We start from the raw sequence: 12548 nt of genomic DNA on the forward strand, positions 1-12548 counted from the left end.
AGAAGGAGTTTTTACCCACCGCTTTAAAGAATATGGAAGTATTGGAGCAAGTAGTCATCGGATGAAAAAATAAGAAAGAAGGGAGCAGTTAAATTGTATGTCCCAAGATTTAAAGCTAATTAAGTTAATACAAAAAAAGGGTGATAGAGCTGCAGCTAATACCTTAATTAATTTATACTACAAAGAAATATATGGATATGTTTTTAAACAAGTTAGTAATAGAGAGCTCTCTTTGGATTTAACTCAAGAAATTTTTATTAATATAATGAAATCTATTAATAGTTTTGAAGAGAAAAAGGCTTCTTTTAAGACTTGGATTTATAAAATTGCTAGCAATAAAATAATTGACTATTATAGGTCTAAATATTATAAACAATGGATTAATATTGGAAACATTGAGAATATAGAATTTGAAGATGAATCAAACATTGAAGAAGAATTTTTAATAAGTGAAGATGTTAAATATATAATGGAAATTATAAATAAGATGGAAATAAACATTCAGCAAATAATAAGGTTAAAGATTTTTTCTGATATGACCTTTAATGAAATATCTAGCATTCTAGATATTAAAGAATCCACAATAAAAACTAAATACTATTCTTCCATTAAAAAGATAAACAAAATTTTAAAGGAGAGATACCATGAAAAATGATATTGATTTCCCATCATTAGAAGAGATAAATGTTGAGGTAAATGAAATTTTAAATAAAGGATTAAAAAAGAAAAAAGGATTTTTTAGCTACATAACTTTAACAATAAAGGAATTAGGAATTAAAAATATATTTCATGATAAAAGTGAATTGGTATTTATATCTGTGGTGTCTTTAATATTTTTTGTGTTTATAGGTGGACAAGTAGCATTAAGTTCCTTAACAAGAGAGGGATATATACATAGTTTATATGGATATATTTTTATAGTATCTCCTGTTTTATATGTAATAATTTCATTATTTTCTTTTATAAATACTAGGCTGAAAAGCACCTATGAAGTAGAAATGACTTGCAAATACAATATGTATAATTTAGCAGCTATAAGAATGTTTATTTTTAGTATAGTAGGTATAGTCTTTAATTCTTTAGCTATAGCTATTATATATTTTGCCTTTGGTAAGTTTAATGTAATTAGGGCATATGTGGTATCTATAGGTTCATTATTTTTATTTTCTACTATTTTTATAATAACAATAGTTTATTTAAAGGGAAGTATTTATAAGTATTTAGTTATGATTGGCTGGCTTTTAATTAATTTAATTTTAATTATCAATGAAAATTCATTATATATAACCTTTATTACAAATGTTCCAGTATATATTCATTTAATTATTACAGCAATTTGTATGTCTATATATATTAAAGTTTTAAAAAAACTTATCTATGTGAAAAAAGAGAAGGGAGAAATATAAATGTTATTAATAAATAATTTAAGTAAGAGTTTTGGAAACTTTTCAGTTTTAGAAGATATAAATTTAGAGTTTAAAAATGGAGTATATGGTCTATTAGCGCCTAATGGAGTGGGTAAAACAACTTTAATTAAGATGATGACCACATTAATTTTTCCAGACAAGGGGGAAATTTTATATAATGGAACTAATATTATAAGCCTTGACGAGGAATATCGTGATATATTGGGGTATTTACCTCAGAATTTTGGCTATTATAAGAATTATTCTCCTAAAGAATTTTTATTATATTTAGCAGCCCTTAAGGGCATAGAAGAAAAAAGGGCTAAAAATAAAGTATTGGAATTATTAAAATTAGTTGCATTAGAAGATGTAATAAATAAAAAAATGAAGAAGTTTTCAGGGGGAATGCTGCAAAGAGTTGGCATAGCTCAAGCTCTTCTAAATGATCCTAAGATTCTTATATTAGACGAGCCTACAGCAGGATTAGATCCAAAGGAAAGAGTGAGGTTTAGAAATATTTTAAGCGAACTTGGAAGGGATAGAATAGTAATAGTTTCCACCCATATAGTAAGTGATATTGAATTCATAGCTAATGAAGTAATTATGATTAAGGATAGAAAAATACTTTATAAAGATACCGTAGAGAATATATGTAAAACTATTAAGGGAAAGGTTTACGAAACAGAAATCGATTTTAATGAAGGAAGTGAATTTAGAAAAAATCATATTTCCTTATCTGAAAAACAAGAAGATGGAAAAATGAAAATAAGATTTATAGAAGAGAAAGAGAGCAAGGAAGGATGGACTTTAGTTACACCTAATCTTGAGGATGTTTTTCTTTATGAATACAATGAAGGGATATAATTAGCTATGAATATTGTAAAAGATGAGATAAAAAAGATAATTAAATCACCTATCATAATAGTTTTAACTATAGTATTTATACTATTTAATTTATTTATAATAACTGAAAGATGGAGCTGTAGAGAAGAGCTAGGAGTTTTAAATAAAATAGTTAAAACAGTAGGCTATAAAATAGATAAAGATATGCTTGTAAGCTTTAAAAATTATTACCATAAAAATTTAAAGGAAGCCAATAAAATAATAAGTGAGAAGCAGGGAAAAAACTATAAGAGTATAGCGACCTTTTATGAAGATGAAGCTTCATCAAAATTGGACAACTATAGTGAAAAAGAAATAAAAAAAATAAGAGAAGTGGGTATAATTGAAAATTATTATTATTCTATAGAAAGAAATGATATAGAATATGGGAAAATAAATATGGAAGAGGTTGGAGAAGGAAGTATAAATGCTATTAAACTAAGTGGAAATGCTGCGGAAACTGCAAGAAAGAATTATAAGAAATTTGAAGAAAGACTAGAGGATATAAAGTCTAAAGGGGAAGAAAGAAATTTGTTTTTTATAGGAAAAGCATATGGTATGCATTCCTTTTTATTTAAAAGTATTTTTAGGAACATTATTTTTCAATGTTCTATATTAACATGTTTGATTACTCTATTTATATTAAATTATGAGTTTGATAACAACACAGGTTTAATCGTTTATTCTACAAAAAGAGGAAGAAATCTAATAAAAGACAAGCTTTTAGCAAGCTTAATATGTGTAAGTTTAATAACTGCAACTATACTTAGTATAACTCTTATATTGTATTTTAATATATTTAGTTATGATGGACTTTGGAAAGTGCCAGTTAGTAGTTATTTTAATTGGGAGACAGCATTGCCTTTTATCAGCTGGTTTTCATTAAATATAAAACAGTATTTAGTGTTATCTATAGTCTTAGTATATGTAATCCAGTTGATTTTTACAGGTATAGTGTTTTTAATAGCTAGGATAACTAAAAACACTTATTTGGGATTTTTTATATTTGCTATAATAGTAGCCTTTGGATTATTACTACCATCTTTTATGCCTACTAACAGTAATTTAATAATTTATTCAACCTTTACACCTTTTAATTTAATACTTAATCCAAGCTTTTGGTTTATGGAAAGTGGACCACTTACAAATTACAAGTATTATGAGTTAATAACGGTGATCATATGGATAGTTTTAATGATGATAACTACCACATTAGGAATAAGAACTTTCAAAAGAGAGGATTTAAAGTAGGAGGGAAAAATGAGAATTTTACTAAATGAACTTAAAAAGATATTTAATTTAAAGAGTATATTAGTGTTATTATTCATAACTGCTGCAATATATTATTTGTTTATAGAATTTCATATAAATGTTTTCCCAAATGGAAGACCAGAAGGTGACGCTTATAGGATATCTACTAAAATAATTAAAGAAAAAGGAATTAATCTTAAGGATGAAGATATTAATTATCTTTACCATATGAAAGAAGATAGAATAAAAGAAGCGGACAATTATCTTAAAAATAATAAAAAAGCAAGAGAACTTAATATAACAAGTTATGATAGTCTTAATAAAGAACAGTCTAAAAAGGAAGGGGATAGAGCTAAGAAAATATGGAGCCTTCATGACGACATAATGTTTAAGGAAGGAGTTAATGCATTTTGGGAATTACAGGTTATGGATAGTTTTATAGATAAATTTCAATATAAAGAAGAACATTTAAAATCATTAAAAAATAACAAATCCTATGGAAAAAGAGTAAATGAAATGATAGAGAAAAAGTCAACATATGATATATTACCCTGGTTTGTTTTTAATAACTACAATGATTTTATAAGAAATACTTCTATACTTATATTAGTATCTATAATATTTATGATAGCCCCTATATTTACAAGGGATAAAAGAACATCTTTAGAATTATTACAGTACACAAGCAAAAGGGGACGAGCTTTGTATAAAGACAAAATTAAAACAGCACTTATAGCAGCGCCTATACTTATTACTATACAACTTGGGGCATTATTTTTTCTATATACTACTAGAAAATACACTGTAGATATGTTTTACAATTCAAATATAAATTCTTGTTTTTCAGGCAAACTATTTTGGTTTGATATGACATTTATACAATACATAATATTAACAGTAATATTATTGTATCTAGTTGGTTTTGTGGTGACTTTAATAATTTGCTATGTATCAAGAAATGTTTCAAATTATACTCTACTTATAGGTGTTCTAATCCCAATATCTTTAACCTTAATTCATATAACTGAGTCCATAATATTGAATAAAATAGGAAATTTATTTTTATCTAAATATAAAGTACCATTTATAATAGTAATTTTAATTATAGTAAGTATTGGATTAATAGCTAAGAGATATAGAAAAGAAAAAAAGATAGATATTACTTGGTAAAAAGTATAAAATAGGGTATAAGCTTAAAGAGAGGAGGTATTTAAAATGCCATCTCTCTCTAAAAATAAATTATGGGAAAGTTATATATAAGGACTAACAAAAAAATATTGTATTATGGTTGTGAGTAAACTTAGAATAAGTATTAAGCTAACAATTATTATATGTTGCTTCTTATTCATTACTACAATAGCAATGTATTCTCTAATCATTGCATTTGGTAAGAAATAAAGTGCTGTCTTAGAGCCCAGGCCTACACTGTTTAAGTTTGCTTGTCTTGCATAAAGTGCAGCTCGGAACAAATGAAAATTATTTGTTACAAATACGCTTTTATACTTGCCTGGTATAAGGTTCTCTATTATCCTTTTAGAAAATTGCATATTTTGTAATGTATTAACTGATTTATCTTCTAAAATAGTATCCTCAATAGGGATACCTTTTTCAATTGCATATCTTTGCATAGCAAGTGCCTCTGAAATTTTCTCATCATCTCCTTGTCCTCCAGAGAAAATGATTTTTGGCGGAGCAGTAACTTTAGATTGTTTGTGATAAAATTCTATAGCTTTATTAATACGACTGGCTAATAGGGGAGGAACTCTATCACCAATTAATCCACTGCCTAAAACTATGATAAAATCTTGATTTAATTTTGGACGATTAAATTGATAAATAAATGATATCATTAAAAAATTAAAAACGCTAAATATATAATATATACCAATAAGAGTAACACCGCCTAGTAAAATTTTTATTTCAGGTGAAAGGCTTATTCTACTTACAATGAAGGATAAAACTAAGCAACCAATTAAACCTATAGCTAAAAATAAAGTTAATAAATTGGCGGGGGTTCTACTCTCACGTTTCATAACAATTTTAGCATTTATAAATAGTGCTATTATCAATATATAAATACCAAATATAAGTAATATGATTGCTAACGCCGCAAAAATAATAACTAAGAAAATTAAAATAGGATTTTGTATTGTAAAAGCCACATAAACAATTGTAATCATAGCTGAAAATAAGAAAATGTTAAATAGAAGTCCATTAACTAGTTTCGCTGGATTTATTAAATATGATACTAAAAAAACAATAAATGTAATTGCAGTTAATGCTATAATTAAAGACATAAAACACCTCCTAGTATTATTGTATAGTTATATGATGATATTATGTAGAATTTAGAAAAATGTCAATGTAAAAGAATAATAAATTTTTAACTAATTTACATATATAACTATATTTTAGTTATTGGCATTTGACAGTAACTACAAATAGGAGTAATATGATATTGTCAAATGCCAATATAAATATAAGAGAGGGATAATATATGAAAATAGCAATTTCAGCAATAGGAAAAACTATGGAAGATGTACTTGATATGAGATTTGGAAGATGTGAATATTTTCAAATTCATGATACTGAAAGTGGACAAATCAAAGTTATAGAAAATAAAGGACTAAATTCTAGTGGGGTAGCAGGTATTGCAGCATCTAATCAACTAATTGAAGAAAAAATAGATGTGATTATAACAGGTAATTTAGGGCCTAATGCTTTTGAACTTATTGAAAAGGCAGGAATTAAAGCATATAAATCTGGGAATATAGCTATAAATTCAGTACTTGAGAAGTACAATAAGGGCGAACTTAATGAAATAGAAATCCCAGAACCTTCACATCATTAAGAATTCTATCAGATTGGAGATGAATATATGGTAAATATAGCAGTACTTAGTGGTAAAGTTATTTGCAGTAAAAAGGCAAAATTATGATTGATTTTTAATATAAGAATGAGGTTGGGGTGAGTATATGTATACATGTGCTATGTGTAGCGAACATCATTGTAAAAAGGGAGAACTTGATAATTTGCCACTTAATTGTCCATGTAATGAAGAAGAACAACAGGAAAAAATAAAAGAAACATATGGTGAAGAGGAAAATTATAAATTAGCATATAATTCAGCATTAGTTGAAGCGGAAGGATATTGCAAAAAAACAAGACTTGAAGAAATAATGGATTTTGCAAACAAATGTAACTTTAAAAAGTTAGGAATGGCTTTCTGTGTAGGATTAAGTAGTGAAGCAAAAACGTTATGTAAGGTATTAATACACAATGGATTTGAAGTTGAATCAGTGGTATGTAAAAATGGAAGTATACCTAAAGAATTCTTAAATATTAAAGATAATGAAAAGGTAAGACCAGGCACTTATGAACCAATGTGTAACCCTATAGGACAGGCTACTCTTTTAAACAATGCTAAAACAGAGTTAAATATTATGTTAGGACTATGTGTAGGACATGATTCCTTATTCATAAAATATTCTAATGCACCTGTAACTGTTTTTGCAGTTAAGGACAGGGTACTTGCACATAATCCTTTAGGAGCATTATATTTATCAGAAGGGTATTATAAGAACAAATTGTATAAGAAATAATTAAACCATGATTAGCAAATAAAAAATTAAGTTAAAATTTATCCGATGACTATCCGCTCTAATACTCCCATCTTCTTTAAAGTTGGCTACGTCCCTGGATAACGACTTCTAAGGAGTAAAACCCTTAAGAAGTCTGTTTGTAAGACTTTAGAAAAAACTCAGGCTATTATATTTTTTTGATAGCCTGAGTTTTGTATTAACCTATTCCTATTGTATTTAATAAAGGAAAAGTGAAAAGAATACCTTTCCCTAGTTTTTCTAAGTTGCCTGCTTTTACTATAGCATCAATAATGACTTTAGATTCTTCCTCTTTGGAAATAATTAAAATTGCTTCTTTAGAGGATTCAATATGAAAATTAAAATATTTTTTTATTTCATCCTCACCAGTACCTCTTCCATAGAAAATTGTGGCTCCCTTGGCACCAGCAATCTTAGCTTTCTCTACTATATTAGTTGCTTTACCTCTTTCTACAATAGTAACTATACAAATCAAATAAATTACCTCCTTATTTAGTGATTATAATTTAGTGATTATACCAAGTAAAAGTACAGAAATAACTGGTCCTAGAGAAGTTAGACCAATTATACCAAAGCCATTTAATAAAGGATCAGAACCTTCAATAACCCTAGATAAACCTAGAGCTATAGCTAAATTTAATGGGATATTTACAGGACCTGTGGTAGAACTAGCACAGTCAAAGGCTATTCCAACTATTTCTTCAGGAGCGAAAATACATAGTATTAAGGATAAAATAAGAAGTGGAATTATAATTTTAGAAGTTTTTATATTATATATTATTTTATAAATACCTAAAGAAAGTCCACTAGCGAAACCGAGAGCTACAGTATAAATTAAAGTTTTTTTAGGAATAGCGCCTATGGATGTTTCTTCTACTTCCATAGCAAGTATAGATAGTGCAGGTTCTACTAAGGTTGTACAAAATCCAATAAAAAAGATAAGAAGCAAAATACTCCATTTATTATCTAGGGAAACAAAGTTTTCTCCAATGGATTTACCTAGAGGAAGTAAGGAGAGGCTTGTTCCCTCAAGAAATAAAAATAGGCCAATTACACTTAATGCTATGTCTATAGTAAAAGATTTAATATCCTTTATAGGTTTTTTAAATAAGAAAAATTGGATAAACACTAAAAAAAGGGTTATAGGTAAAATACTTTTAAAAGTATCCCATAATCCTTTAATTAAATATGAAAGTTTCATGTAATTCCTCCTTGAACATTATCTATATTAATTATATCAATAAGAATTAAGTAAATTTAAATATACAACATAATTAATACATAATTTACATCTGGTGCATAACTTGGTAAATTATTACATGGATGAGTGATACCGAATAATTTTAATTAATGGATTACTTATAGTTAATAATATGATAATAAGTATCATTTTAATAAAGATTTACATATCTATAAATATATGATATAAAAAAATAAGTATTTTTATATTTGTTTTTTATTAATGTAATGTAGGGGGAGGTCATGGGAAAATTAGTATATAATAGAGATGATGCGGTAAAATATGCTGAACAATATGCTGAAACTTTTAATAAAAAATATCCTTATTATTTAGGATTTGATTGTACTAATTTTATTTCACAAGTAATAAGAGCAGGTGGAATTTTACCATTTGGAAACATATGGTCGCTATATAGTAGTTGGTTTTGTAATACTAACAACCATGAGGAGCTAACTGATGTGGCCATTACATGGAGGGCAGGTAGGTATTTTAGATTGCATTGGGGAAATGAAAATGGAGTTGGAATAAATAGAGCAAAGAAATATATAGAAGTTTCAGCTAAAGAATTTGTAGACGACTTTAATAAATATTATGATATGTTACAAATTGGAGATGTAATTCAATATGCTAAAGGTAATACCATTAATAAGTATCCATTTCACATGCAAGTTATTCATAAAAAAGGATACAATCCATCTGTTGAAAGAAACGATTTATTTATGGCACAGCATAGCATTAATATAAAAAATAGTTCATTATATGAATTATTATGTAAATATAGTAAAGAAAATATTTATGTTTATATTTATATAATTGATTAATAAAAGAGGGGAGCAGAAGTTAGTGAATAGACCTGTTCTATTTAAGGGCGTTGATGTGGCTATACCATTAACTTATACTCAATGTGAAGCATTAAAGAATGCAAGATATAAATTTGTATGTAGATATTATAGTAACTATTCAAAGCCATTGCATAGATGGAAAATGTTGTCTAAGGATGAAGCAAAATTGATTTCAAATAGTGGTTTGGATATAGTTTCTGTATATGAGACTGAGGGATTTTATTTTAAAACTTATTCTCAAAAAACAGGAGAAGAAGATTGTATTAATGCAATTAAGTGCGCTAAAATGATAGGACAGCCTATTAATACAACAATATACTTTGCCGTGGAGCCAGAAGTAGATAATGCAGTTAGAATGAATAATATATATGAATATTTTTTAGGAATAAGTGAAGAAATGAAAAAATTTAAAGAAATGTATAATAGTTTTGGTTGGCATATTGGGGTTTATGGATGTCATGATGTTGTGAAAAACATATACAATAAATACGAAATTTTAGATTGCTGGCAAACCAGTGCTAGAAGCGATAACAAAATTTTTGATAAAGCTCATTTATTTCAGCACAAATTTAGAGTTAGTACTTGGAATGTAGGAATAGTAGATGAGAATTTAGCTTATTCAACTAGCTTTGGCCAATTTAGAGTTTAAAAAGGACTGTCTCAAAACAAAAAAATAATACAGCAGCCTGATTAAGGTTTAGATTAAAATTTCAATATATTGTATCTAAAATTCATTTTGAGACATCCATTTAAGTTTTAATGATTTGGCAATATATTTCTTATCTTTAATACTTTAAGTATATATTCTGCTCTATTGGTATAAGAATGAGGTTTAACTGAAAGTTCTCCATTTCTACGAATTATATTTCGTTTTTCAGTATTTTTCAAATAATATTGAACTAATTCTAATGTTTCCTCTGGTGATGATGAAACTACTAAATCTCTACCAGGTACAAATAAATCTCTAATTATGGGAGTGTCTGAAGTTAATAAAAAGCCTCTAGAAGCAAGAATTTCAAAGTTTCTTTGGGTCATTTGTATAGGGTTATTTTGAAGACCTAATATAATTTTAGAAGAACTATAAATTTTGCTAGTTTCTGTAAACGGCAATTTACCATGAATGCAGTTGGAAGGAATACTCATGCCAATAAACTCAGTCATTTCTTTCCATCCCCATCCGTAAAAATGCACAGGAATATTATTCTTAATGAGAGGAGAAATAAGTGTTTTTATAGATTCTATTCTATAATGTTTTGGATATGATTTAAGATTTTTGAAGTAACCATTTGCTACTACAGCAATAGAATGATTATATTCATTATAGACTGTAGTAGGATGGTTAACATTTGGATGAAACCCAAAATCCATATGAGCTGCTTTAATACCTAATTTCTCATAATAATCAACTCTAGAAGGACAAATTGTAAAAACAAAATCAGGTCTCATTTTTTGAATTAACGGTAAAGTAAATCTAAAAGTATGAGTAGGGTCTTCAGTAGCCCAGTAAACGTGAGGTATGTTAAATAATTTCACATATTTCCGTATTAAATTAACATTTATACCTGTAGTTGCAGTAGTCCAACCTATTGTTATAACTAGCTCAGGCTTAAAATTCGTAATGGATTTATAAAGATTTTCCTCAGTTAAAGATTCACAAATCATAACATCATGTCCTAAATCATGAAATCCATTGGGAAGGCCGAAAATCCACATGGGATTATTTTCCCAAAACAGTATACGCATATTTATTTACCTAGGTTAGCTTCTTCTAAGTCAGGAGAAGTATTAGTAGACTGAACAAGTTCGCCATTGATATATCTAAATTCTTCTGGTATCTCATCTGATAAGTTAATTTTATTATAGTTAGTATTAAAGATCTTTAATATTACTGTTGTATTTAATTTAAATGGACCAGCTACAAATTCACCATTAGAATCAGGAATAGCATAGTCAATACATTGTATATCATTAGGGTCACTATCATAATAATTAGGGCCAGGTGTGAATACAAGAATAATGGCATCACTTACTTTTTTAGGATCATCACTATCATCCCATATAGTACCATGAATTATTCTTTCATTAACTTTAGGTAAAATAAAATCTAAATCTAATTGACTATAGTCATCACTAATAAGAACATCATATCTTGATGAGTTATTTATCAATTAAAAACCCCCCAATAATTAAACAAAATTAATCTATTACTATTATATTAGTAACATATTTTAATGTGACATAATATGAAGAAGTATAAAGCTTATTTCTATATCATAGGATATATTGAAATATAAGCAGAATAGGGAGAATACATATGCACATTCTTTTTTTAGACAATCACCCCAGATGGATTTATGGACTACCTAATGGGTTTAGGCACGCTGGACATGAAGTTGAAGTTTTACAAACATTAAATGAGAAAAGTATTATGGATGTACTTTTAGAATTTAAACCAAATTTAATAATGTCTATTGGATGGAAGTCTAAAAGTGATGTTGAGGTTCTCCAAAAAGCGAGAAAATATATAAGAGTGTTAAAGATTCCTTATATATATTGGGCCACTGAAGATCCTGGATATACCCATGTTTTTACTATGCCATTTATTCAAAAGACTAATCCAGATTTTATTTTTACAATTTGTCATGAAAAAGTAGAGTATTATGAGAAACTTAAAATAAAATCAGAGTATCTAGATTTTGGCTATGATGAAAGTATACACTGTCCTGTTAAATGTGAAAGAGAATATAAAAGTCAAGTTTCTGTTGTTGCAAATGCTTATCCGGAATTACTGAAAAAATATCCTAAAAATTTTAGATTAAAGTCCTTAATTAATCTTATTACACCAATAATAAATAGTAAAATTCCAATTGGTTTTTGGGGGCAGGATTGGGACAAGATGGATTCTATTTTGGGTTGTACGATTCCTAAAGAATGCATACGTGGATATATACCATATACCGAAGCAAATAAGGTATACAGTTCATCTGATATTGTTATAGGTATACAAAATCAAGAAAAACTACCTCAACTTTGTCAAAGAACATATGAAATACTTGGCTCAGGAGGGTTTCTTTTAACTTCTGATACTCCAAGAGTGAGAGAATTATTTAAAACAGGAGAAGATCTTATAATATCAGCATCACCAGAGGAAACAATAAAATTAGTTGGATATTATTTAAATAGACCAGATGAACGAAGAAAAATACAGGCAAATGGTAAAAAGACTGTTGAAATGCATAATTATAAATATCGTGCAGAGTATATTATAAATGTTTTAAAGAAGAGAAATATCATATTTTAATAGAGG

At 27.5% G+C, this 12548-nt stretch carries 15 protein-coding genes; 10 read left to right on the forward strand and 5 right to left on the reverse strand.

The features are described 5' to 3' along the window. The first annotated feature begins 97 nt into the window (after positions 1–97). The 5 genes from T514_RS0109740 to T514_RS0109760 are packed head-to-tail and all read left to right on the forward strand — an operon-like array spanning position 98 to position 4709. The gene (locus T514_RS0109740) at positions 98–655 is read left to right on the forward strand and encodes an RNA polymerase sigma factor (protein ID WP_027624607.1); all 558 of its coding nucleotides are present in this window, start codon (positions 98–100) and stop codon (positions 653–655) included. After that, complete coding sequence (locus T514_RS24325) at positions 645–1406, forward strand: hypothetical protein (RefSeq protein ID WP_051541984.1); 762 nt, start codon at positions 645–647, stop codon at positions 1404–1406. The genes T514_RS0109740 and T514_RS24325 overlap by 11 nt, the downstream gene beginning before the upstream one ends. Next, the gene (locus T514_RS0109750) at positions 1407–2270 is read left to right on the forward strand and encodes an ABC transporter ATP-binding protein (protein WP_027624608.1); all 864 of its coding nucleotides are present in this window, start codon (positions 1407–1409) and stop codon (positions 2268–2270) included. It begins immediately after the preceding gene. A 6-nt stretch (positions 2271–2276) separates the two neighbouring features. Then, positions 2277–3539, forward strand: a complete 1263-nt coding sequence (locus T514_RS0109755) for an ABC transporter permease subunit (protein WP_027624609.1) — start codon at positions 2277–2279, stop codon at positions 3537–3539. A 9-nt stretch (positions 3540–3548) separates the two neighbouring features. Next, on the forward strand, positions 3549–4709 hold the full coding sequence (locus T514_RS0109760; protein ID WP_027624610.1) for a hypothetical protein: 1161 nt from the start codon (positions 3549–3551) through the stop codon (positions 4707–4709). A gap of 80 nt (positions 4710–4789) precedes the next feature. Here T514_RS0109760 and T514_RS0109765 read toward each other — a convergent pair whose 3' ends face one another. Next, positions 4790–5836, reverse strand: coding sequence for a YdcF family protein (locus T514_RS0109765; RefSeq protein ID WP_027624611.1), 1047 nt, complete (start codon positions 5834–5836; stop codon positions 4790–4792). 200 nt (positions 5837–6036) lie between these two features. Between T514_RS0109765 and T514_RS0109770 the strand changes: the two genes are divergently transcribed. Next, a complete protein-coding gene (locus T514_RS0109770) occupies positions 6037–6390 on the forward strand; it encodes a NifB/NifX family molybdenum-iron cluster-binding protein (RefSeq protein WP_027624612.1) in 354 nt (117 codons plus the stop codon). A gap of 124 nt (positions 6391–6514) precedes the next feature. After that, a complete protein-coding gene (locus T514_RS0109775) occupies positions 6515–7141 on the forward strand; it encodes a DUF1847 domain-containing protein (protein WP_027624613.1) in 627 nt (208 codons plus the stop codon). A 196-nt stretch (positions 7142–7337) separates the two neighbouring features. Here the strand turns inward: T514_RS0109775 and T514_RS0109780 are convergent, their stop codons facing one another. After that, positions 7338–7634 (reverse strand): P-II family nitrogen regulator, encoded by a 297-nt coding sequence (locus T514_RS0109780; RefSeq protein ID WP_034868711.1) that lies wholly within the window; start codon positions 7632–7634, stop codon positions 7338–7340. Positions 7635–7658: 24 nt separating this feature from the next. Next, positions 7659–8360, reverse strand: a complete 702-nt coding sequence (locus T514_RS0109785; RefSeq protein ID WP_027624615.1) for a DUF1538 domain-containing protein — start codon at positions 8358–8360, stop codon at positions 7659–7661. A 281-nt stretch (positions 8361–8641) separates the two neighbouring features. On the opposite strand from T514_RS0109785, the gene T514_RS0109790 reads away from it, so the two are divergent. Together T514_RS0109790 and T514_RS0109795 are read left to right on the forward strand one after the other, a co-directional pair. Continuing rightward, positions 8642–9220, forward strand: coding sequence for an amidase domain-containing protein (locus tag T514_RS0109790; RefSeq protein WP_027624616.1), 579 nt, complete (start codon positions 8642–8644; stop codon positions 9218–9220). A 22-nt stretch (positions 9221–9242) separates the two neighbouring features. Next, positions 9243–9890 carry a DUF1906 domain-containing protein gene (locus T514_RS0109795; protein ID WP_027624617.1) on the forward strand — a complete coding sequence of 216 codons (648 nt, stop codon included), beginning with the start codon at positions 9243–9245 and terminating at the stop codon, positions 9888–9890. A 107-nt stretch (positions 9891–9997) separates the two neighbouring features. Here T514_RS0109795 and T514_RS24330 read toward each other — a convergent pair whose 3' ends face one another. Then, entirely contained in the window at positions 9998–10984 is a 987-nt protein-coding gene (locus T514_RS24330; RefSeq protein ID WP_034868713.1) for a CgeB family protein, read from the reverse strand. 2 nt (positions 10985–10986) lie between these two features. Continuing rightward, the gene (locus T514_RS0109805; RefSeq protein WP_027624618.1) at positions 10987–11409 is read right to left on the reverse strand and encodes a hypothetical protein; all 423 of its coding nucleotides are present in this window, start codon (positions 11407–11409) and stop codon (positions 10987–10989) included. Between the two features lie 146 nt (positions 11410–11555). Between T514_RS0109805 and T514_RS24335 the strand changes: the two genes are divergently transcribed. Further along, complete coding sequence (locus T514_RS24335; protein ID WP_034868715.1) at positions 11556–12542, forward strand: CgeB family protein; 987 nt, start codon at positions 11556–11558, stop codon at positions 12540–12542. Positions 12543–12548 lie beyond the last annotated feature (6 nt).

It is taken from the genome of Clostridium lundense DSM 17049, assembly GCF_000619945.1.
In the GTDB taxonomy this organism is placed as follows: Bacteria; Bacillota; Clostridia; order Clostridiales; family Clostridiaceae; genus Clostridium_AO; species Clostridium_AO lundense.